We start from the raw sequence: 20,991 nt of genomic DNA on the forward strand, positions 1-20,991 counted from the left end.
CGCTCTCCCGCTGCGTCCGCACGGGGTCCCGGCGAAGAAGTGAAAAGTTTCACGACCTGCCTGCAGCGGCTGCAAACGGCCCTGATAGATTCGGGGTGCAATGAACGACGCACCCCCACCGCAGGATCCGTGGGTCGCCTTCGGTCGAGTGGCCGGGGGAGTGATCTTCTACGGTGGAGCAGGCTTCCTGCTCGACCGATGGTGGGACACGTCGTTCATGGTCGCCATCGGCGTGGTGGTGGGTGCCGCACTGGGCATCTACACCGTCGCGATGGCGCAACGCGAGAGCTGATCCGCGTGAACTGCCGACCGACGTCGGGGCCGACAGGGCTCGACGCCACAGAAGGGTGATCGATTGTCCGCCGTGACGACCACCGTGTTGAACGCCGCCTCCGACTCCGAGGGCAGCTTCCACGCTCCCGGACCGGGCAGCTTCGAGCTTCCGCCGGTCTTCTCGATCGGCGAGTTCGGCGTGACGAAGCCGATGCTCCTGCTGATCCTCTCGGTGCCGCTGATCGTCGGGTTCTTCTGGGCCGCGTCGAAGCGCTCGGCCGTCGTGCCGGGCAAGCTGCAGTTCGTCGGCGAGTACGTCTACGGGTTCGTACGCAACGGCGTCGCTCGCGACTCGATCGGCTCGCACGACTTCCTCAAGTTCGTGCCCCTGCTCTTCACCCTGTTCACGTTCGTCCTGGTGAACAACTACTTCGCCCTCATCCCGTTCCTGCAGTTCCCGTCGTTCTCCCGGTTCGGTTTCGTCGTCCCGATCGCCCTGCTGGTGTGGGTCGTCTACAACGGCGTCGGCATCGCCAAGTTCGGCGTCGGCGGCTACCTGCGCAACGTGTGCATCCCCAGCGGCATCACCGGTCCGATCCTGGTCCTGATCATCCCGCTGGAGTTCCTCTCCACGATCCTGGTCCGCCCGGCCACGCTGGCGCTTCGTCTCTTCGCCAACATGTTCGCCGGCCACCTGCTGCTGATCCTGTTCGCCACGGGCGCGGCCTACCTCATCCTCGACTCCGGCAACCCCTGGTACGCGCCGGTCGGCGTGCTGTCGTTCGCGATGGGCATCGCCGTGAGCTTCCTCGAGCTGCTGGTCCTGTTCCTGCAGGCCTACGTCTTCACCCTGCTGACCGCGATGTACATCGGCGGGGCGCTTGCCGAAGAGCACTGACTCGTCGGCCACAACTCCATAACCCTCAGTTTTCGCTAACCGACGGCGCTCGTGCGTCGTCAACGAAAGGAAAAACCCGTGGATCTCGAAACCCTCGGCTCCCTGAACATGATCGGCTACGGCCTGGCGGCCGTGGGCCCCGGCATCGGCATCGGTCTGATCTTCGCCGCGTACATCAACGGCGTGGCCCGCCAGCCCGAGGCCCAGAGCCGCCTCCAGTCGATCGCGATCCTCGGCTTCGCCCTGGCTGAGGCCCTGGCCATCATCGGCATCGCGCTCGCCTTCGTCCTCTGACAACGTCAGGAACTGACTGATGTACTCCACGATTCTCGCCACGGCTGCCGAAGGCGAGGAGCACAACCCGCTCATCCCGCTCCTCTCCGAGGTCGTGCTGTCGCTGGTCGTCTTCGCGATTCTGTACTTCCTCGTGAGGAAGTACGTCGTTCCCAACTTCGAGAAGGCCTATGCCGAGCGCACGGCCGCGATCGAGGGCGGGATCGAGGAGGCGCAGTCGGCGCAGAAGGAAGCCCAGGCCGCGCTCGAGCAGTACACGGCGCAGCTGGCCGACGCCCGGCACGAGGCCGCCGCCATCCGTGAGGAGGCGCGCGAGCAGGGTGCCCAGATCGTCGTAGAGATGCGCGAGCAGGCTCAGGCCGAGTCCGCGCGCATCGTCTCGGCGGCACAGGCGCAGATCGCTGCCGAGCGCCAGCAGGCGATCGCGCAGCTCAAGTCCGAGGTCGGCGGCATGGCCACCGAGCTCGCGGGCCGGATCGTCGGCGAGTCCCTCGCCGACACCGATGCGCAGCGTCGTTCCGTCCAGCGCTTCATCGACGAACTCGAGGGGTCGGCCAACTGATGCGTGGATCGTCTGCCAAGTCGCTCGACGACACCCTGACCGCGGTCACCGCGGTGCCGGGTGCGGCGGCGGCCCAGGTCGGCGCCGAGCTCTTCGGCATCGTCTCGGCGCTCGACACCGCCGTGGCCGCCCGACGCGTCCTGACCGACCCTTCGACCGAGGCCGAGGGCAAGCGTCAGCTCGCTGCCGGCATCTTCGAGGGCAAGGTCGCCGCGGACACGCTCACGGTGCTCCGCAGCGCCGTCAGCGGTCGCTGGGCCGCGGGGCGTGACCTGACCGACGGTCTCGAGATCGCCGGCGTCGCGGCCTACACCCGCGCCGCCGACGAGGCAGGCCAGGGCGACATCCTGGAGAACGAGCTGTTCGAGGCCGGACGGGTCATCCACGACTCCGACGACCTCCGACGGGTCGTCTCCGACCGGTCCGTCCCGGCCTCGGCCCGCACCACGTTGCTCCAGGACGTGTTCCGCGGGAAGGTCTCCGACTCGACCCTGGCGCTGCTCTCGCAGGCAGCGGTGGCTCGCACCGGCTCGTTCGAGCGTGTCCTGGAGGCGTTCAGCCGCCAGGTCGCCGCACGTGAGGACCGGCTCGTCGCCGTGGCTCGCGTCGCGTACGAGCTGGACGACACCGAGCGCGAGCGCCTCACCGACGCGCTCTCGCGGCGCTACGGGCGGGCGATCCAGCTCAACACCGTGGTCGACCCGTCCGTCATCGGCGGCATTTCCGTCTCCGTGGGCGACGAGGTCGTCGACGCCACCATGTCCACCCGCCTCGAGGCCGCCCGCCGGCGCATCGCAGGCTGACCAGAACGCACCGTTCGCACAAGAAGGCAGGCACACAGCATGACTGAACTCTCGATTCGTCCGGAGGAGATCCGCGACGCGTTGCAGAAGTTCGTGTCGGACTACACCCCGACGCAGGGCGAGGCCGAAGAGGTCGGCATCGTCGCGTCGGCGGCCGACGGCATCGCGCAGGTCGAGGGTCTTCCCTCAGCGATGGCCAACGAACTGCTCGAGTTCGAGGACGGCACCCTCGGTCTGGCGCTGAACCTCGACGTCCGCCAGATCGGCGTGGTCATCCTCGGTGACTTCGCCGGCATCGAAGAGGGCCAGAAGGTCAAGCGCACGGGCGAGGTTCTCTCGGTCCCCGTGGGCGAGGGCTACCTCGGGCGCGTCGTCGACCCGCTCGGCAACCCGATCGACGGCCTCGGCGAGATCACCGGCATCGAGGAGCGTCGCGCCCTGGAGCTGCAGGCGCCGAACGTGATGCAGCGCAAGAGCGTGCACGAGCCCCTGATGACCGGTCTGAAGGCGATCGACTCGCTGACCCCGGTCGGCCGTGGCCAGCGCCAGCTGATCATCGGTGACCGCCAGACCGGCAAGACCGCCATCGCGATCGACACGATCATCAACCAGAAGGAATTCTGGGAGTCGGGCGATCCGAGCAAGCAGGTCCGCTGCATCTACGTCGGCATCGGCCAGAAGGGCTCGACCATCGCCAGCGTGCGCGGCGCCCTCGAGGCGGCCGGCGCGCTGGAGTACACGACGATCGTCGCGTCCCCCGCGTCGGACTCGGCGGGCTTCAAGTACCTCGCCCCGTACACCGGCTCGGCCATCGGCCAGCACTGGATGTACCAGAGCAAGCACGTCCTGATCATCTTCGACGACCTGTCGAAGCAGGCCGAGGCCTACCGCGCCGTGTCGCTGCTGCTGCGTCGCCCGCCGGGCCGCGAGGCCTACCCCGGCGACGTGTTCTACCTGCACTCGCGGCTGCTCGAGCGTTGCGCCAAGCTCAGTGACGACCTGGGCGCGGGCTCGATGACCGGCCTGCCGATCATCGAGACCAAGGCCAACGACGTGTCGGCGTACATCCCGACCAACGTCATCTCGATCACCGACGGCCAGATCTTCCTGCAGTCGGACCTGTTCAACGCCAACCAGCGTCCCGCGGTCGACGTCGGCATCTCGGTGTCGCGCGTCGGTGGCTCGGCGATGACCAAGGCGATGAAGGCCGTCACCGGCTCGCTCAAGGTCGAGCTCGCCCAGTACCGCGCCATGGAGGCGTTCGCGATGTTCGCGTCCGACCTCGATGCCGCGTCCAAGGCCCAGCTCGCCCGCGGCCAGCGCCTCATGGAGCTGTTCAAGCAGGCGCAGTACGACCCGTTCTCGATGGAGAAGCAGGTCGTCTCCCTCTGGGCCGCCACCACGGGCAAGCTTGACGCCGTGCCGGTCGCGGACGTCCACCGCTTCGAGACCGAGTTCCAGGACTTCGTCAAGCGCTCGCACCCCGGTGTGCTCGACGCGATCCGCGAGAGCGGCAAGTTCGAGGACTCCAGCGCCCAGGCTCTCGACGAGGCCTACGACTCGTTCCTCGACCAGTTCGAGACCGGTGACGGTGAGTCGATCAAGGCCGGGCACGAAGAGTTCGACGCCCTCGCCGACGAGGACGTCGAGCAGGAGCAGATCGTCCGACAGAAGCGAGGCTGACGATGGCAGTCTCACTCCGCGAGTACCGCGCGAAGATCAGGTCGACCCAGTCGACCAAGAAGATCACGCGTGCGATGGAGTTGATCGCCGCGTCGCGGATCATCAAGGCCCAGCAGGCCGCGGCCGCGGCCGCACCGTACGCGCGTGAACTCACGCGTGCGGTGTCGGCCCTGGCCACGTACTCCAACGTCAACCACGTGCTGACGACCGAGAACCCCGACGCCAAGCGCGCCGCGATTCTCGTCATCGCCAGCGACCGTGGTCTGGCGGGCGCGTACGCGTCCAGCGTGCTGAAGGAGACCGAGCAGCTCGCCGAGCGTCTGCGTGCCGAGGGCAAGGAGGTCACGTACTTCCTGGCCGGCCGCAAGGCGGAGTCGTACTTCAACTTCCGCCAGCGTCCGTTCGAGACCTCGTGGACCGGCTTCTCCGACAAGCCGACCTACGACGACGCCCGCACGATGGGCGATGCGCTGATCTCGCGCGGTGCCCAGCACGAGTCCGACGAGGACGAGGCGAGCGACGCGCCCGAGATCGACGAGCTCTTCGTGGTCTACACGCGGTTCAAGTCGATGCTGGTGCAGGAGCCGACGGCGATCCGCCTGTTCCCGCTCGAGATCGTCGAGGGTGAGGAGTCCCCGGAGGAGTCCGAGGTGCTCCCGCTCTACGAGTTCGAGCCCAGTGCGGCCGAGGTGCTCGAGGCGGTCCTGCCGAAGTACCTCTACAGCCGCATCTACTCCTGCCTGCTGCAGGCGGCGGCCTCCGAGCTCGCCGCCCGGCAGAAGGCCATGAAGTCCGCGACCGACAACGCGCAGGACCTGATCGAGAAGTACACCCGACTGGCGAACCAGGCTCGCCAGGCCGGCATCACCCAAGAAATCAGCGAGATCGTGGGTGGCGCGAACGCGCTCGCCGAGGCCTCCCAGTCCGATTGAGGAAGACACCATGACTGCAACCGTCGAAGAGACCACCACCGGCTCGGCCGCTGTGACCGGCCGCGTCGCTCGGGTCATCGGCCCGGTGCTCGACATCGAGTTCCCGGCCGACCAGATGCCCGAGATCTACAACGCCCTGCTGGTCGACACCGAGGTCGCCGGCACCAAGGAGACGCTGACCCTCGAGGTCGCACAGCACATCGGCGACGGCATGGTCCGCGCGATCAGCCTGCGACCCACCGACGGCGTCGTCCGCGGCACCCCGGTCACCAACACCGGCGAGCCCATCTCGGTGCCTGTCGGCGACCAGACGCTCGGCAAGGTCTTCAACACCACCGGTCAGGTCATGAACCTGGCCGAGGGCGAGACCTGGGACGTCCAGGAGCGTTGGGGCATCCACCGCAAGGCGCCCGCGTTCGACCAGCTCGAGCCGAAGACCGAGATGTTCCAGACCGGCATCAAGGTCATCGACCTGCTGACGCCGTACGTCCTCGGCGGCAAGATCGGCCTGTTCGGCGGTGCCGGGGTCGGCAAGACCGTGCTGATCCAGGAGATGATCGCCCGCGTCGCCAAGGACCACGACGGTGTGTCGGTGTTCGCCGGTGTCGGCGAGCGCACCCGTGAGGGCAACGACCTCATCGTCGAGATGGAGGAGTCGGGCGTCCTCGACAAGGTGGCGCTGGTCTTCGGCCAGATGGACGAGCCGCCGGGAGCGCGTCTGCGCGTCGCCCTGTCGGCCCTGACCATGGCCGAGTACTTCCGCGACGTCCAGAAGCAGGACGTGCTGCTGTTCATCGACAACATCTTCCGGTTCACCCAGGCCGGCTCGGAGGTCTCGACCCTGCTGGGTCGCGTCCCCTCGGCCGTGGGCTACCAGCCCACGCTGGCCGACGAGATGGGCGTGCTGCAGGAGCGGATCACCTCGACGCGTGGTCACTCGATCACCTCGATGCAGGCGATCTACGTCCCCGCCGACGACTACACCGACCCGGCTCCGGCCACGACGTTCGCCCACCTGGACGCCACGACCGAGCTGAGCCGCGAGATCGCGTCGCTGGGCATCTACCCGGCCGTGGACCCGCTGACCTCGACGTCGCGCATCCTGGACCCCCGCTACATCGCCGCCGATCACTACGCGACGGCGAACCGGGTCAAGGGCATCCTGCAGCGCAACCAGGAGCTCCAGGACATCATCGCGATCCTCGGTGTCGACGAGCTCAGCGAGGAGGACAAGACGATCGTGTCCCGCGCGCGTCGTATCCAGCGCTTCCTCTCGCAGAACACCTACGTGGCCAAGCAGTTCACCGGCATCGAGGGCTCGACCGTCCCGCTCGACGAGACGATCGACGCCTTCACGAAGATCTGTGACGGTGACTACGACCACGTGGCGGAGCAGGCGTTCTTCATGTGCGGCGGTCTGGACGACGTCGACAAGAAGTGGGCCGACATCCAGAAGAACCTCTGAGGTCGCTGACATGACACTGCAGATCGAGCTCGTCGCCGCCGACCGCGTCGTGTGGTCGGGTGAGGCCCGTGAGGTCATCGCCCGCACCGCCGAGGGCGACATCGGCGTGCTCACCGGCCATGCGCCGCTGCTCTCGCTGCTGGTGCCCGGCGTCGTCGAGATCTTCCCCGTCGAGGGCGACACCGTGCGTGCCGCCGTCGCCGAGGGGTTCATCTCGGTGGCCGCCGACCGCGTGTCGATCCTGTCCGAGGACACGTTCCTCGCCGACGAGGTCGACGAGTCGGCCACCACTGCCGAGCTGGAGAAGGCCCGGTCGTCCGAGGACGACCTGGCCGTCCGCCGTGCCGAGGCGAAGCTCCGCCTCATCGGCAAGGCGTCCTGATGGTGATCGCGAGGCAGTGATCGATGCCGCTCTGGTTGTGGCTGGTCGACTCCCTCGCGATCATCGTCGTGCTGGGCCTGCTGTTCCTCGGCGGGCTCGTCGCACGACGGCGGTGGATCGCCCGCAAGGGCGTGACCTTCGAACTGAGCGTGAATCGTGGCGCCGAGCACACAGCCTCCGGCTGGGTGCTCGGCGTCGCGGTCTATCGCGACGACGCGATCGACTGGTACCGCACCTTCTCGTTCTCGGCGCGCCCGCGTCACCGGTTCGTCCGTGGGGGAGTGCTCATCGAGGGCCGACGGCAGCCCGAGGGCGCCGAGGCCTACGCGCTCCATGACGGGCACATCGTGGTGCGCACCGAGAACGCCGAGGGGATCGAGCAGTTCGCGCTGAGCCCCAACTCGCTCACCGGACTGCTCTCGTGGCTCGAGTCGTCACCACCCGGTCACGGCGTGAACAACGTCCTGTGACCTGAATTGCAGCGGCGGACCTTTCCGTTTCGGTTGCCGTGAGCCCGTTCACCCTTCACACTGATCACATGAAGAAGCTCATTGCTGCAGTCCTCCTCGCCCTCGCTGTCGCCGCCGGTACGGTCGCGTCGCCCGCCCAGGCGGACGACACCTCCAGCATCAAGATCCGGGTTCAGGCGATCGACTGGATGTGAGCCTCTGAGGCCACACCTCTAGGGTGAACCCATGGTTCACCTCACGAAGATCTACACCCGAACAGGTGACGACGGCACCACCAACCTCGTCGACTTCAGCCGCACGTCGAAGAACGACGTGCGGCTGATCGTCTATGCCGAGGTCGACGAGGCGAACAGCCAGATCGGTGTCGCGCTGGCCACGGGTGGGCTCGATGCCGACGTCACGGCGGTGCTGACCCACATCCAGAACGACCTGTTCGACCTGGGCTCCGACGTCGGCAACCCGATCGTCGCCGAGCCCAAGTACGTCCCGCTGCGGGTCGAGCCCGACTACGTCGAGCGCCTCGAGCAGTGGTGCGACCGCTTCAACGAGGTCACCCCGAAGCTCGACTCGTTCATCCTCCCCGGTGGCACTCTCGCCGCCGCCCACCTGCACGTGGCCCGTACGGTCACGCGTCGCGCCGAGCGGGCCGCCTGGCGCGCGATCGAGGAGCACGGCGACACGGTCAACGTGCTCGTGGCGAAGTACCTCAACCGGCTGAGCGACCTGCTGTTCATCCTCGGCCGCTACGCGAACCGCGAGCGCGGCGACGTGCTCTGGGTCCCCGGCGGCGATCGCTCCGGCGCCTGAGCCACGACCGGGCGCGAGCGCGGGGTGGACCGTCGTTCGCGCGTCCGGGACCAGCGGTACCCTTGCCGCATGTCAGTGCAGCCTGATCGCCCGTGGGTGATGCGAACCTACGCCGGCCACAGCTCCGCAGCCGAGTCCAACGCGCTCTACCGTCGCAACCTGGCGAAGGGCCAGACCGGACTCTCGGTCGCCTTCGACCTGCCGACGCAGACCGGGTACGACCCCGACCACGTCCTGTCGCGTGGTGAGGTGGGCAAGGTCGGCGTGCCGATCCCGCACCTGGGTGCGATGCGTCGTCTCTTCGAGGACATCCCGCTCTCGGAGATGAACACGTCGATGACCATCAACGCCACGGCGATGTGGCTGCTGGCGATGTACCAGGTCGCCGCGGAGGAGCAGGGCGTCGACGCGTCGGCGCTGGCCGGCACGACGCAGAACGACATCATCAAGGAGTACCTGTCGCGGGGCACCTACGTGTTCCCGCCCGAGGCGTCGCTGCGCCTGACGACCGACATGATCGCGTACACGGTCGCGAACATCCCGAAGTGGAACCCGCTCAACATCTGCAGCTACCACCTGCAGGAGGCCGGGGCCACTCCCGTGCAGGAGCTGGCCTTCGCGATGAGCACGGCGATCGCCGTCCTGGATGCCGTCAAGGACTCCGGCCAGGTGCCCGACGACCAGTTCGAGCAGGTCGTGGGTCGTATCTCCTTCTTCGTGAACGCCGGCGTGCGCTTCGTCGAGGAGATGTGCAAGATGCGCGCGTTCGGCCAGCTGTGGGAGGAGATCACCCGCGACCGCTACGGCGTCACCGACCCGAAGATGCGTCGCTTCCGCTACGGCGTGCAGGTCAACTCCCTCGGCCTGACCGAGGCGCAGCCCGAGAACAACGTCCAGCGCATCGTGCTGGAGATGCTGGGCGTCACGCTCAGCAAGAACGCCCGCGCGCGGGCCGTGCAGCTGCCGGCGTGGAACGAGGCCCTGGGCCTGCCGCGGCCGTGGGACCAGCAGTGGTCGCTGCGCCTGCAGCAGGTGCTGGCCTACGAGTCCGACCTGCTCGAGTACGGCGACATCTTCGACGGCTCGCACGTCGTCGAGACCAAGGTCGCCGAGCTCGTCGAGGGTGCGAAGGCCGAGATGGACCGCGTCCAGGCGATGGGCGGCGCCGTCGCCGCCGTCGTCTCGGGCTACATGAAGCAGGAGCTGGTCACCTCGCACGCCGAGCGGCGCGCGCGGATCGAGTCCGGCGAGATGAAGGTCGTGGGCCTCAACAGCTTCATCGAGACCGAGCCGTCGCCGCTGACGGCCGACCTCGACGCCGCGATCATGGTGGCCGATCCGAAGGCCGAGGCCAACGCGATCACCGACGTCCAGCAGTGGCGCAGTCAGCGCGACCAGGCCGCCGTCGACGCGGCCCTGGAGGTCGTGCAGCAGCAGGCCAAGACCGACGAGAACCTCATGGCCGCCACGCTCGACGCCGTGCGCGCCGGCGCCACCGTGGGCGAGTGGTCCGCGGCGCTGCGCGAGGTCTTCGGCGAGTACCGGGCGCCCACGGGCGTGGCAGGAGTGAGTGGCGTGGCCGAGGCCGGATCCGAACTGACCGCCGTGCGCGAGAAGGTGCGCCAGACCGGCGAGGAGCTGGGCGGCCGCCTGCGCTTCCTCGTCGGCAAGCCGGGCCTCGACGGGCACTCCAACGGTGCCGAGCAGGTGGCCGTGCGAGCGCGCGACGCCGGCTTCGAGGTGATCTACCAGGGCATCCGACTGACGCCCGAGCAGATCGTCGCCGCCGCCGTCGCCGAGGACGTCCACGTCGTCGGCCTGTCGATCCTGTCCGGCTCGCACATGGAGCTCGTGCCCGACGTCCAGAAGGGCCTCGCCGACGCCGGCCTGACGAACGTGCCGATCATCGTCGGCGGGATCATCCCCGACTCGGACGGCCGCAAGCTCGAGGCCGCGGGCATCGCGGCGGTCTTCACGCCGAAGGACTTCGGCATGACCGACATCATGTCGCGCGTGGTCGACGAGATCCGCAAGGCCAACGACCTGCCGGTCTGATCACGAAGGAAGGCGCGCGAAGGCTCGCCTGTCCTTCGTGGCGACGGCGGGTCCGGACCAATAGGCTCGGCGTGATCGCGGCAGTCGAAGTGATCAGGCGGCCAGAGGCTTGGTCTTGGTCTTGGAGGGCTTCGAGGACTTCTTCTTGTCCTTGTCCTTCTTCTTGACCTTGACCAGCTTGCGCTTCTTGACGGTGTAGCCGTCGGGGAGGGTGCCTTCGGCCATCATGCGGATCGGGCAGCGCTTGCAGCGCGGCTTGCTCACGCAGCACTTCTTCTTCGGCGGCTTCGGCACACCCACCACGGTACAGCGCGAAGGTTAGGCTGACCTAGCCAGAGGAGGAAACATGGCGTCCGAGCAGTTCGTGAAGGCCCTGCAGGATCAGATCGGTCACGAGTTCAGCGCGCACCAGCAGTACGTCGGCATCGCGACGTACTACGACGCGCTCACCATGCCGCAGATGGCCGCGCTGTTCTATGCGCAGGCCCTCGAGGAGCGCGACCACGCGATGATGATGGTCCAGTACCTGCTCGACCAGGACCAGCGCGTCGTGATCCCGGCGCTGGCCGCTCCGCGGATGGACTTCGTCGACGTCGTCGAGCCGGTCGCGGCGGCCCTGGAGCAGGAGAAGCGCGTCACCGCGCAGATCAACGAGCTCACCCGCCTGGCGCGCGAGGACAACGACTTCGCCTCCGACCAGTTCATGCAGTGGTTCATCAAGGAGCAGGTCGAGGAGGTCGCGAAGATGAGCGACCTGCTGGCCGTCGTCACCCGTTCGAAGGACGACTACGAGCGCATCGAGGACTGGATCGCGCGCGAGGAGACCGGCGAGGGGTCCGACCCCACCGCGCCGCCGATCGCGGGCGCCTGACGTCGTGAGGGTCGTCCGGGCGCTGTTGACGGTCGTCGCGGTCGCGCTGCTGCTGCTGGCGGCGACGCCGTGGATCGACCGGATCGAGCCGTCGTGGCTCCCCGCGGTCCAGGCGCTGGGCCGGGCGTGGATCGTGCTCGCGGTCGTGGGCATCGTCCTCAGCCTGCTCGCGCGGGCGTGGCTCGCCCTGGGCGCGAACGCCGTGGTGATCGCCGTGGCGCTCGTGACGATCCTCAACGTCAGCAACCGGCCCGACTGCGACGCCGGCGAGGCCCGCCTGTCGGTCCTGTCGTTCAATGCGTTCTACGGCGAGGCCGACGTGGCCCAGCTGGCGGCCGCGGTGCAGCGGCACGACGTCGACGTGCTGGTCGTCGCCGAGGCCACCGAGCCGATGATCGCGGCCCTGTCGGCCACCGAGGCCGGCAGTCGCTTCACCCACCGCACCGGCCAGACCGTCGAGGGCCGCGACACCGACGGCACCGCGATCCTCTCCCGGTATCCCACCACCCGCGTGGAGGTGCCGGCGGGCGAGGCAGACACCTTCCAGCAGCCCGCCCTGTCGGTCGATGTCGCCGGGACGCCCGTCCTGGTGCGCGCGGTGCACCCGAAGCCGCCGGTCAACCAGTGGCTCGAGGACTGGCGCGCCGGACTCCTGGAGCTGGGGGAGTGGCAGCGCGCGAACCGCGGCCGGCCCCTCGTGATGGCGGGCGACTTCAACGCCTCCTCGGCCCATGCGGCCTTCCGCGACGCCAAGCGCGGCATGTACGACACCGCCGGCCTGTGGCCCACGGCCACGTGGCCGAAGAACCGCTCCTACCCGCCGTTCGCCGACATCGACCACGTGCTCGTGCGCGGGCTCAGCGTGCAGGGCAACGGCACCGAGGACATCAAGGGCAGCGACCACCGGGCCGTCTGGGCCGACCTGCGCGTCTGCACCCGCTGACCACGAGTCGTCCGTCGGGCGACGGATCTTGGTACCAAGGTGTCGCTGCGGCGACCCAAAGTCAGAGAGTTCCGTCCCCTACGGCGCCCCTTCAGGGCGGATTCTCACGACTTGGCCAGCCCTCAGTCTGCTGGGGTCGACTTGGCCGAGTCCCAACGAGATCTGCCCCGGGACGACCGGCCGCCGGCCATAGAGCTCGAGCCTGGCGACGACGGTCATCACGACCTGAGCGCCGTCCCAGACATCGATCCAATCCCCGTCCCGACACTCGCCGGACTCAACGACGCCGAATATGACGACGTCTGAGCCGCCGATCGTGAGCACGTCATCGATCGTGCAGACGAAGTCGTCGGCCCCGGTCATCCGCGCCGGCCCGCTCAGAACAGGCGCAGGCTCGGGTCGTCGAGGCCGCGCAGCTCGTCGTAGTCGACGACGACGCAGTCGATGCCGCGGTCCTTGGCCAGGGTGCGGGCCTGGGGCTTGATCTCCTGGGCGGCGAAGATGCCGCGCACGGGCCTCAGCTTGGGGTCGCGGTTCATCAGCTCGAGGTAGCGGGTCAGCTGCTCGACGCCGTCGATCTCGCCGCGGCGCTTGATCTCCACGGCCACGGAGGCGCCGGCGGCATCGCGGCAGAGCAGGTCGACGGGCCCGATGGCGGTCATGTACTCGCGGCGCACGAGCGTCATGCCCTCCTCGAGGGCGACGGTGTGCTCGGCCAGCAGCTCCTGGAGGTGCTTCTCGACACCGTCCTTCTGCAGGCCCGGGTCGACGCCCAGCTCGTGCTCGGAGTCGTGGATGACCTCCTCGAGCCGGATCCGCAGCGTGTCGTCGGTCTTCTTCGCGGTGACCGTCCACTCGGGGACGCCGTCCTCGGCGACACCCTCGCGCAGCGTGCACGGCGGGCTCATCCAGTTGAGCGGCTTGTAGGAGCCTCCGTCGGCGTGCACGAGCACGGACCCGTCGGACTTGACCATGATGACCCGCAGGGCCAGCGGCAGGTGGGCCGTCAGGCGTCCGGCGTAGTCGACCTGGCAGCGGGCGACGACGATCCTCACAGGCGCTCGAGCATCCCGAGCTTGAAGTTGATCGTGTCGCCCGACAGCTCGCCCTCGGTGGTCTCGCCGTCGTCACCGTCGAGGTAGACGATGCCGTCCTCCACGCGGTAGGTGCCGCGACGGAAGTCGACGTTGCCCTCGAAGTCCTCGGTGAACGTGCCGTCGGCCGCGAAGTGCACGGTCCAGTCGGCCTCGTCGGCCCGCCACGAGCCCACGAGATCGGCCCGCGGATCCTCCGACGGGACGGTGGCGCTGGGGGTCGCCGAGGTCGGGTCGGAGGGCGTCGCGGGCTCGTCATCGGCGCACCCGGCCAGGCCGGTGAGCAGGACGATCGCGAGTGCCGTCGCGGCGAGACGTGAGGACATGGGACTCCCATCGAGACATCGGTGCTGTCACGCTACCCTTTCACGAACGCTCGGCGGGAAGCAGCACCGGCGGGCCAAGCCTCCAAGGAGAATCTGATGGCAGAGATCGTCGATAGCATCACCGCCGACGACGAGAAGGGCCGCATCGCGCGCACCCTGCTCTTCCCGTACCTGAACCACGCCGCGACGATGTACGGCGACGGCTACGCGACGGCGGCCGACATCGACGCGGGCATGCGCTTCGGCTGCGGCTACCCGATCGGCCCGCTGGCCCTGACCGACGCACTGGGCGCCAAGACGGTCGTCGACGGTCTCTCCGAGCAGTTCGCCCTGACCGGCGACCCGCTGCACCGTCCGGCCCCCGCGCTGGTCGAGATCGCCGACTCCGGCGCCTCCTTCTCCGGCGAGGGAGCCGACGGCACCCCCGTGCCCGAGATCAAGCGCCCCGTCGCCTCGGTCGGTGTCGTGGGCACCGGCACGATGGCCTCGGGCATCGCCCAGGTCTTCGCGCAGGCGGGCTACGACGTCGTCTACGTCGGTCGTTCGCAGGAGAAGCTCGACGGCGTCGTCGCCTACGTCACGAAGAACCTCGACCGGGCGGTCGCGCGCGGCAAGCTCGACGAGGCCGGCAAGGAGGCCGTGCTCGGCCGTCTCACCGGGGCCACCGAGCGTGAGGCGCTCGCCGACGTCGACCTCGTCGTCGAGGCGATCGCCGAGGACCTCGACATCAAGCTCGAGCTGTTCCGCGACCTCGACCGGATCTGCAAGCCGGGCGCGATCCTGGCCACCACGACCTCGTCGCTGTCGATCCGGGCGTGTGCCGACGTCACGGGCCGTCCCGCCGATGTCATCGGCATGCACTTCTTCAACCCCGCCCCGGTCATGAAGCTGGTCGAGGTCGTCACCACCGAGGTCACCGACCCCGACGTCGACGAGACCGTGCGCGCCCTGTGCCTGGCCACTGGCAAGCACCCGGTCTCGTGCGGCGACCGCGCCGGCTTCATCGTCAACGCGCTGCTGTTCCCCTACCTGAACGACGCGATCCTGCTGCAGGAGTCCGGTGCGGCCTCCCTGGAGCAGATCGACGCCGCCATGAAGGAGACCAACCTGCCGATGGGCCCGTTCGAGCTGCTCGACGTGGTCGGCAACGACGTCTCCCTGGCCATCCAGCAGTCCCTCGTCGACACGTTCGGCCACGAGGGCTGGCAGCCTGCCGAGTCGCTGGAGAAGGTCGTCGCCGAGGGCAGGCTGGGTCGCAAGACCAAGGCCGGCTTCCACACGTACTGAGCCGCACCCGCACGCACCTCGCGCATGGCCCCGATCGGTACGATCGGGGCCATGTCGCGTCGCAAGGCAGCCGCCGCCCGGGCCGCCCGTCGCGAGCCCCCGGCACGCCGGGAGGAGCTGGTCCACCGTCGCGCCGGAGACTTCTGGCAGCGCTTCATCACGGGGGCCACGTCCTCCTCCGCGTACCGCTGCCCCGGGTGCGACCAGCTGATCCCGCCGTCGACCCCGCACTTCGTCGTGTGGCCGGACGTCCCGAGCCTGCTGGAGTCCGACGGGATCAACGAGCGCCGCCACTGGCACCAGCACTGCTGGCAGCGGCAGTCCTGAGCGGTCGCCGCGTCACGGGCTCGGGCAGGATGGTCGTGTGAAGATCACGGGATCGTCGGTGCTGCCGGCCCGACGCGAGGACATCGAGCTCACGACCGCCGACGGGCTGACGCTGGTGGGGGAGCTGGCGCTGCCCGCCGACCGCGATCCCGTCGCCACGATGATCTGCCTGCACCCGCTGCCCACCCACGGCGGGATGATGGACAGCCACGTCTTCCGCAAGGCGTCCTACCGCCTTCCCGCCCAGGCGGACATCGCGGTGCTGCGGTTCAACACGCGAGGCACCGAGAGCGTGCGAGGCCGCAGCGAGGGCGAGTTCGACCGGGCCGAGGGCGAGCGCTTCGACGTCGCCGCGGCGATCGAGTACGCCGAGTTCACCGAGCTGCCGAACGTGTGGATCGTCGGCTGGTCCTTCGGGACCGACCTGACCCTGATGTACGGGCTGGAGCCCGACGTGGCCGGCGCGATCCTGCTGTCGCCGCCCCTGCGGTTCAGCCGGCCCGAGCACCTCGAGGCGTGGGCCGCCGACGGGCGCCCCCTCACGGCACTGGTCCCGGAGTTCGACGACTACCTCCGGCCCGCGGAGGCCCGCGAGCGCTTCGGCGCCGTGCCACAGGCCGAGGTGATCGCCGTGGACGGCGCGAAGCACCTGTGGGTGGGCGACACCGAGCGTGTCCTCGACGAGATCGTGAGCCGCCTCAACCCGCAGGCCGAGGTGCCGCTGCCGCGGGAGTGGGACGGGCCGATGGAGCGGGCCGACTCGTCGGCCTACGCCGACCGCACCACGGCCGCGTTCAAGGACCAGCCGCGCTGACGCCGTCGCGCGGGCCCAGGGTGGCCCGCACGATCCGGTGCAGCACCCACTCGAGCGGCCCGCGGGGGAAGCGCAGGAACCACAGGCTCGCCACGGCGAGGGCGACGACGAGGGTCCACAGCGCCAGCGCCCCCGATCCGGACTCGAGCGCGGGGTCGACCTGGATCGCGGCCCAGTAGGCCACGATGTGGCCGGCGTAGAGCGTCAGCGCCATCCGGCCGACGGCCTCCAGGGGATACGTCAGCCCGCGGGCGTGCGGCGTGAGGGCGATCAGCAGCGCCAGCACGGCGACGCAGATCGCCAGCACGGAGGCGGCCTCCACGGGATTCTGCGAGCGGTGGTCGGACGTCAGCGTGGCCAGGACGAGGCTGTCGCGAGCGGCCGGGTCGGCCAGCGTGCGCTGGAGGAGGTCGAGCATGAGCTGGTGCAGGACGATGCCGACCCCGAGCCCCACGAAGCCCACCGCGAGAAGGGTGGAATGGCCGATCCGGAGGCGGCCCAGGCCGAGCCCGACGAGCAGGAACCCCGTCCACTGGATGGCGGGGTAGGGCATGCCCACGAACAGCTCGCCGATCGGGCTGGTCGTCAGCTCGGGCACGCGTTCGACGAGCCACGCGATGATCACGGGCCCGGCGACGCCGAGCACGGAGCCGACGCCGATCAGCACCGGCACGGGCGCGCGCAGGAACGGCAGCGCCGCCACGAAGAACACGGCGTACGAGGCCAGGATGACGGCCACGGGGGTGCCGAGGGCGCTCAGGAAGGCGCCGAGCGCGGCCAGCACGGCGGCGCGGACGAAGATGGCCAGCCGGTCGTCGGCGAGCCGCTCGCCGGCATGAGGCCGTGTCCCGCCGGTGGTGAGAGCCAGCGAGAACCCGGCGACGACGACGAACAGCACCGCGGCGCGGCCGTCGCCCACATGGCGCCACGACGCAGCGACACCCGGATCGAAGTCGATCCGGGTGTCGAGGTGGGCGACCACCATGCCCACGAGCGCGAGTCCGCGAGCGGCATCCAGCCCGCGGACTCGCGTCATGCGATCAGATGCCGCGGAAGCGGTTGATCTCCGTGAGGTACTTGGCGCGCTTCTCCTCGTCGGAGACGCCCAGGCCCTCCTCGGGGGCCAGCGTCAGCACGCCGACCTTGCCCTGGTGCAGGTTGTGGTGAACGTCGAGCGCGGCCTGGCCGGTGTCCTCGAGCTTGTACACCTTCGACACGGTCGGGTGGATGAGGCCCTTGTCGATGAGGCGGTTGGCCTCGAAGGCCTCGCGGTAGTTCGCGAAGTGCGAGCTCTTGATGTTCTTCAGGTTCATCCACAGGTACCGGTTGTCGTACTGGTGCATGTAGCCCGAGGTCGACGCGCAGGTGATGATCGTGCCGCCCTTGCGCGTGACGTAGACGCTGGCGCCGAAGGTCTCGCGGCCCGGGTGCTCGAACACGATGTCCGGGTCCTCGCCGCCGGTGAGCTCGCGGATCTTCTTGCCGAAGCGCTGCCACTCCTTCGGGTCCTGGTTGTGCTCGTCCTTCCAGAACTTGTAGCCCTCGGCCGAGCGGTCGATGATGTGCTCGGCGCCCAGCGAGCGCACGATCTCGGCCTTCTCGGGGCTGGAGACCACGCACACCGGGATGGCGCCGCCGTTGAGGGCCATCTGCGTGGCGTAGGAGCCCAGGCCGCCCGACGCGCCCCAGATCAGGACGACGTCGCCCTGCTTCATGTTGGCGCCGTTCTTGCTCACCAGCTGGCGGTACGCGGTGGAGTTGACCAGGCCGGGCGAGGCCGCCTCCTCCCACGACAGGTGCCCGGGCTTGGGCATGAGCTGGTTCGACTTCACGATCGCGAGCTCGGCCAGGCCGCCGAAGTTCGTCTCGAAGCCCCAGATGCGCTGCTGCGGGTCCATCATCGTGTCGTCGTGGCCGTCGGGGCTCTCGAGCTCGACCGACAGGCAGTGCGCGACGACCTCCTGTCCGGGCTTCCAGGCGTTGACGCCCGGGCCCGTGCGCAGCACGACGCCGGCGAGGTCGGAGCCGACCACGTGGTACGGCAGGTCGTGGCGCTTCGTGTACTCCGAGAGCCTGCCGTAGCGCTCGAGGAACCCGAACGTCGAGACGGGCTCGAAGATCGAGGTCCACACGGTGTTGTAGTTGATCGCGCTGGCCATGACGGCGACGAGGGCCTCGCCCGGAGCCAGCTCGGGCAGGGGGACGTCGTCGAGGTGCAGGCTCTTGCGCGGGTCCTTGTCCCGGGTGGCCACGCCCTCGAACATGTTCTGCTCGTCCTTGTGGACGGTGACTGCCCGGTAGGTGTCGGGGAGCTCGAGGTTCTGGTACGTCTCTGCGGTGCGGTCGCCGGACATGATGGCGTCGAGGATGTGCTGCACTGGGGATCCTTCGCGTCGGTATTGCAGGGGGTCTGCGGTGATGTTACTGGCGGGAAACTTGTCCCGCGAGCCGGGATGGAGTCGGGTCCGCGAGCCGATCAGTGCGCGGCGGCGGGCTCGACGAGTTCGACGAGGACGCCCCCGGCGTCCTTCGGGTGAACGAAGTTGACGCGGCTGTCGGACGTGCCCCGCTTGGGGGTGTCGTACAGGAGGCGCACGCCGCGGTCGCGCAGGGTGGTCGAGACCGCGTCGATGTCGGTGACACGGTACGCCAACTGCTGCACGCCCGGTCCGTTGCGGTCCAGGTACTTGGCGATCGTGGACTCCTCGCTCAGCGGAGCGAGCAGCTGGATGCACGACCCGGAGTCGCCGACGGCGAGCATCGCCTCGCGGACGCCCTGCTCCTCGTTGACCTCCTCGTGGATCGACTCGAGGCCGAAGACGCGCGAGTAGAACTCGATGGCGTCGTCGAGGTCGTGAACGGCGATGCCGACGTGATCGATGGCGGTGAGCAGGTGGCCCGGAACGAGCGATTCACTGGTCATGCCGGGCAGCCTAGTACGGCCTCCGCGGGCCCTGCGCGTGGACCGCATCCGGGGTGACAATGGGGTATGGACACCACCGCGATCACCGAGATGAGCGGGAACGAGCCGTGGGACTTCGTCGGCGACCACACCTTCGGGCGGCTGGCACTGAACGTCCTGGGCCAGCCCGAGATCTTTCCCGTCAACTACGCCCTGGCCGGGCGCCGCATCGCCTTCCGCACGGCCGAGGGCACGAAGCTCATGGGCGTCCTGCTGGACAGCCACGTGGCGTTCGAGGTCGACGAGGTCACGGCCGACGGCGCCACGAGCGTCGTCCTGAAGGGCACCGCCCGCAAGATCGAGACCGAGGCGCAGGCCGAGGAGCTCGACCTGGCCGACCTGCACTCGTGGCTGCCCACCCTGAAGTACAACCTCGTCGTCATCGACGTCAGCGAGATCAGTGGCCGTCGGTTCCGCTTCGGCCCCGAGCCCGATCTCACGCCCGTGATGTGAGGTGAGCCACGCCCGGCCGGGTCGTCCGTACCCATGGGTACAGTGACCCCAACGCACGCACCGAAGGAGCACGTTTCATGACCACTTCCGTCATCGTCGCAGGGGCACGGACCCCGATCGGCCGCCTCCAGGGCGGCCTCAAGACCCTGTCCGGCTCCGATCTCGGCGGCATCGCGATCAAGGGCGCCCTGGACCGGTCCGGCATCAACGGCGACCAGGTCGACTACGTGATCATGGGCCAGGTCCTCGGCGCCGGCGCCGGCCAGGTGCCGGCCCGTCAGGCCGCGTTCAAGGGCGGCATCCCGCTCGACGTGCCCGCGATCACCATCAACAAGGTGTGCCTCTCGGGCATCAACGCGATCGCGCTGGCCGACCAGCTGATCCGCGCCGGCGAGTACGACATCGTCGTCGCCGGTGGCCAGGAGTCGATGACCCAGGCGCCCCACCTGCTGACGGGCTCGCGCGAGGGCCACAAGTACGGCAAGGTCACGATGCTCGACCACATGGAGTACGACGGCCTGTGGGACGCGCTCACCGACCAGGCGATGGGCTCGCTCACCGAGCAGCGCAACGCCGCCACCGACACGCTGACGCGTGAGGCCCAGGACACCTTCGGCGCCCGATCGCACCAGCTCGCCGCGACCGCGCAGAAGAACGGCGTGTTCGACGACGAGATCGTCCCGGTCGAGATCCCGCAGCGCAAGGGCGACCCGGTCGTCGTCAGCGCCGACGAGGGCGTCCGTGGCGACACCACGGCCGAGTCGCTCGGCCGCCTGCGTCCCGCGTTCTCCAAGGAGGGCACGATCACCGCGGGCACCGCCAGCCAGATCTCCGACGGCGCCTGCGCCGTGGTCGTCATGAGCAAGGCCAAGGCCGAGGAGCTGGGCCTGACCTGGCTCGCCGAGATCGGCGCCCACGGCAACGTCTCGGGCCCTGACTCCACGCTGCAGGAGCAGCCGGCCAACGCCATCGCGAAGGCGGCGCAGAAGGAGGGCATCGACGTCGCGGACATCGACCTGTTCGAGCTGAACGAGGCCTTCGCCGCGGTCGGCGTCGTCTCGACCGAGAAGCTCGGCGTCAGCGAGGACAAGGTCAACGTCAACGGCGGTGCGATCGCGCTCGGCCACCCGATCGGCATGAGCGGTGCGCGCATCGTCCTGCACCTCGCGCTGGAGCTCCAGCGTCGCGGTGGCGGCACGGGCGCAGCGGCGCTGTGCGGCGGCGGCGGCCAGGGTGACGCCCTGATCATCCGGGTCCCGCAGGCCTGATCGGCCCTCAACCGAATCTGCG

27 protein-coding genes are annotated in these 20,991 nt (G+C 69.0%); 20 read left to right on the forward strand and 7 right to left on the reverse strand.

The annotated features are described in order from the left end of the window. The first annotated feature begins 100 nt into the window (after positions 1–100). The 13 genes from B5D60_RS16805 to B5D60_RS12820 all read left to right on the forward strand — a co-directional run bounded on the left by B5D60_RS16805 (position 101) and on the right by B5D60_RS12820 (position 10,624). A complete protein-coding gene (locus B5D60_RS16805) occupies positions 101–292 on the forward strand; it encodes a hypothetical protein (protein ID WP_153303013.1) in 192 nt (63 codons plus the stop codon). A 72-nt stretch (positions 293–364) separates the two neighbouring features. Then, positions 365–1,171: a F0F1 ATP synthase subunit A gene (gene atpB / locus B5D60_RS12770; RefSeq protein ID WP_078700519.1), complete on the forward strand. Its 807-nt coding sequence runs from the start codon at positions 365–367 to the stop codon at positions 1,169–1,171. A 108-nt stretch (positions 1,172–1,279) separates the two neighbouring features. Continuing rightward, positions 1,280–1,465 carry an ATP synthase F0 subunit C gene (gene atpE / locus B5D60_RS12775; protein ID WP_049798293.1) on the forward strand — a complete coding sequence of 62 codons (186 nt, stop codon included), beginning with the start codon at positions 1,280–1,282 and terminating at the stop codon, positions 1,463–1,465. 19 nt (positions 1,466–1,484) lie between these two features. Further along, positions 1,485–2,027 carry a F0F1 ATP synthase subunit B gene (locus B5D60_RS12780; RefSeq protein WP_078700520.1) on the forward strand — a complete coding sequence of 181 codons (543 nt, stop codon included), beginning with the start codon at positions 1,485–1,487 and terminating at the stop codon, positions 2,025–2,027. Beyond that, positions 2,027–2,830, forward strand: a complete 804-nt coding sequence (locus B5D60_RS12785; protein WP_078700521.1) for a F0F1 ATP synthase subunit delta — start codon at positions 2,027–2,029, stop codon at positions 2,828–2,830. The genes B5D60_RS12780 and B5D60_RS12785 overlap by 1 nt, the downstream gene beginning before the upstream one ends. 39 nt (positions 2,831–2,869) lie before the next feature. Further along, on the forward strand, positions 2,870–4,513 hold the full coding sequence (atpA, locus tag B5D60_RS12790; protein WP_078700522.1) for a F0F1 ATP synthase subunit alpha: 1,644 nt from the start codon (positions 2,870–2,872) through the stop codon (positions 4,511–4,513). A gap of 2 nt (positions 4,514–4,515) precedes the next feature. Then, positions 4,516–5,445 carry a F0F1 ATP synthase subunit gamma gene (locus B5D60_RS12795; protein WP_078700523.1) on the forward strand — a complete coding sequence of 310 codons (930 nt, stop codon included), beginning with the start codon at positions 4,516–4,518 and terminating at the stop codon, positions 5,443–5,445. 10 nt (positions 5,446–5,455) lie between these two features. Then, positions 5,456–6,910: a F0F1 ATP synthase subunit beta gene (gene atpD / locus B5D60_RS12800; RefSeq protein WP_078700524.1), complete on the forward strand. Its 1,455-nt coding sequence runs from the start codon at positions 5,456–5,458 to the stop codon at positions 6,908–6,910. 10 nt (positions 6,911–6,920) lie between these two features. After that, entirely contained in the window at positions 6,921–7,292 is a 372-nt protein-coding gene (locus B5D60_RS12805; RefSeq protein ID WP_078700525.1) for a F0F1 ATP synthase subunit epsilon, read from the forward strand. Between the two features lie 23 nt (positions 7,293–7,315). Next, positions 7,316–7,762 (forward strand): DUF2550 domain-containing protein, encoded by a 447-nt coding sequence (locus B5D60_RS12810; protein ID WP_078700526.1) that lies wholly within the window; start codon positions 7,316–7,318, stop codon positions 7,760–7,762. A gap of 68 nt (positions 7,763–7,830) precedes the next feature. Further along, positions 7,831–7,956, forward strand: a complete 126-nt coding sequence (locus tag B5D60_RS17300) for a hypothetical protein (RefSeq protein WP_269456861.1) — start codon at positions 7,831–7,833, stop codon at positions 7,954–7,956. Positions 7,957–7,987: 31 nt separating this feature from the next. After that, positions 7,988–8,569: a cob(I)yrinic acid a,c-diamide adenosyltransferase gene (locus tag B5D60_RS12815; protein ID WP_078700527.1), complete on the forward strand. Its 582-nt coding sequence runs from the start codon at positions 7,988–7,990 to the stop codon at positions 8,567–8,569. Between the two features lie 69 nt (positions 8,570–8,638). Next, positions 8,639–10,624 (forward strand): protein meaA, encoded by a 1,986-nt coding sequence (locus B5D60_RS12820; protein ID WP_078700528.1) that lies wholly within the window; start codon positions 8,639–8,641, stop codon positions 10,622–10,624. Between the two features lie 93 nt (positions 10,625–10,717). Here the strand turns inward: B5D60_RS12820 and B5D60_RS12825 are convergent, their stop codons facing one another. After that, positions 10,718–10,918 carry a hypothetical protein gene (locus B5D60_RS12825; protein WP_153303014.1) on the reverse strand — a complete coding sequence of 67 codons (201 nt, stop codon included), beginning with the start codon at positions 10,916–10,918 and terminating at the stop codon, positions 10,718–10,720. Between the two features lie 52 nt (positions 10,919–10,970). Between B5D60_RS12825 and B5D60_RS12830 the strand changes: the two genes are divergently transcribed. Next, the gene (locus B5D60_RS12830) at positions 10,971–11,495 is read left to right on the forward strand and encodes a ferritin (RefSeq protein ID WP_078700529.1); all 525 of its coding nucleotides are present in this window, start codon (positions 10,971–10,973) and stop codon (positions 11,493–11,495) included. 4 nt (positions 11,496–11,499) lie between these two features. Next, positions 11,500–12,438, forward strand: coding sequence for an endonuclease/exonuclease/phosphatase family protein (locus B5D60_RS12835; RefSeq protein ID WP_078700530.1), 939 nt, complete (start codon positions 11,500–11,502; stop codon positions 12,436–12,438). Between the two features lie 78 nt (positions 12,439–12,516). Here B5D60_RS12835 and B5D60_RS12840 read toward each other — a convergent pair whose 3' ends face one another. From B5D60_RS12840 to B5D60_RS12850, 3 genes are read right to left on the reverse strand one after another with little or no spacing between them, the layout of a single operon-like run. Beyond that, positions 12,517–12,801: a hypothetical protein gene (locus B5D60_RS12840; RefSeq protein ID WP_078700531.1), complete on the reverse strand. Its 285-nt coding sequence runs from the start codon at positions 12,799–12,801 to the stop codon at positions 12,517–12,519. 14 nt (positions 12,802–12,815) lie between these two features. Beyond that, positions 12,816–13,493: an endonuclease NucS gene (gene nucS, locus B5D60_RS12845; protein WP_078700532.1), complete on the reverse strand. Its 678-nt coding sequence runs from the start codon at positions 13,491–13,493 to the stop codon at positions 12,816–12,818. Beyond that, positions 13,490–13,858 (reverse strand): hypothetical protein, encoded by a 369-nt coding sequence (locus B5D60_RS12850; protein ID WP_078700533.1) that lies wholly within the window; start codon positions 13,856–13,858, stop codon positions 13,490–13,492. Before B5D60_RS12850 ends, nucS begins: the two co-directional genes overlap by 4 nt. A gap of 96 nt (positions 13,859–13,954) precedes the next feature. Between B5D60_RS12850 and B5D60_RS12855 the strand changes: the two genes are divergently transcribed. From B5D60_RS12855 to B5D60_RS12865, 3 genes are read left to right on the forward strand one after another with little or no spacing between them, the layout of a single operon-like run. Then, positions 13,955–15,145: a 3-hydroxyacyl-CoA dehydrogenase NAD-binding domain-containing protein gene (locus tag B5D60_RS12855; RefSeq protein ID WP_078700534.1), complete on the forward strand. Its 1,191-nt coding sequence runs from the start codon at positions 13,955–13,957 to the stop codon at positions 15,143–15,145. 51 nt (positions 15,146–15,196) lie between these two features. Beyond that, on the forward strand, positions 15,197–15,472 hold the full coding sequence (locus tag B5D60_RS12860) for a hypothetical protein (RefSeq protein ID WP_153303015.1): 276 nt from the start codon (positions 15,197–15,199) through the stop codon (positions 15,470–15,472). A gap of 37 nt (positions 15,473–15,509) precedes the next feature. Further along, positions 15,510–16,286, forward strand: coding sequence for an alpha/beta hydrolase (locus B5D60_RS12865; RefSeq protein ID WP_078700536.1), 777 nt, complete (start codon positions 15,510–15,512; stop codon positions 16,284–16,286). Here the strand turns inward: B5D60_RS12865 and B5D60_RS12870 are convergent. From B5D60_RS12870 to mce, 3 genes are all read right to left on the reverse strand, one after another. Beyond that, positions 16,267–17,322, reverse strand: coding sequence for a heparan-alpha-glucosaminide N-acetyltransferase domain-containing protein (locus B5D60_RS12870; protein WP_078700537.1), 1,056 nt, complete (start codon positions 17,320–17,322; stop codon positions 16,267–16,269). The two genes, B5D60_RS12865 and B5D60_RS12870, sit on opposite strands and share 20 nt — an antisense overlap. Before the next feature lie 4 nt (positions 17,323–17,326). Further along, positions 17,327–18,664, reverse strand: a complete 1,338-nt coding sequence (gene ccrA, locus B5D60_RS12875) for a crotonyl-CoA carboxylase/reductase (RefSeq protein ID WP_078700538.1) — start codon at positions 18,662–18,664, stop codon at positions 17,327–17,329. Between the two features lie 98 nt (positions 18,665–18,762). Next, entirely contained in the window at positions 18,763–19,209 is a 447-nt protein-coding gene (mce, locus tag B5D60_RS12880) for a methylmalonyl-CoA epimerase (RefSeq protein ID WP_078700539.1), read from the reverse strand. A gap of 66 nt (positions 19,210–19,275) precedes the next feature. Here mce and B5D60_RS12885 point away from each other — a divergent pair, with 66 nt between their 5' ends. Beyond that, positions 19,276–19,701: a pyridoxamine 5'-phosphate oxidase family protein gene (locus tag B5D60_RS12885; protein ID WP_078700540.1), complete on the forward strand. Its 426-nt coding sequence runs from the start codon at positions 19,276–19,278 to the stop codon at positions 19,699–19,701. 77 nt (positions 19,702–19,778) lie between these two features. Then, positions 19,779–20,969 (forward strand): acetyl-CoA C-acetyltransferase, encoded by a 1,191-nt coding sequence (locus B5D60_RS12890; RefSeq protein WP_078700541.1) that lies wholly within the window; start codon positions 19,779–19,781, stop codon positions 20,967–20,969. The last annotated feature ends 22 nt before the right edge of the window (positions 20,970–20,991 follow it).

Source organism: Aeromicrobium choanae (genome assembly GCF_900167475.1).
GTDB lineage: Bacteria > Actinomycetota > Actinomycetes > Propionibacteriales > Nocardioidaceae > Aeromicrobium > Aeromicrobium choanae.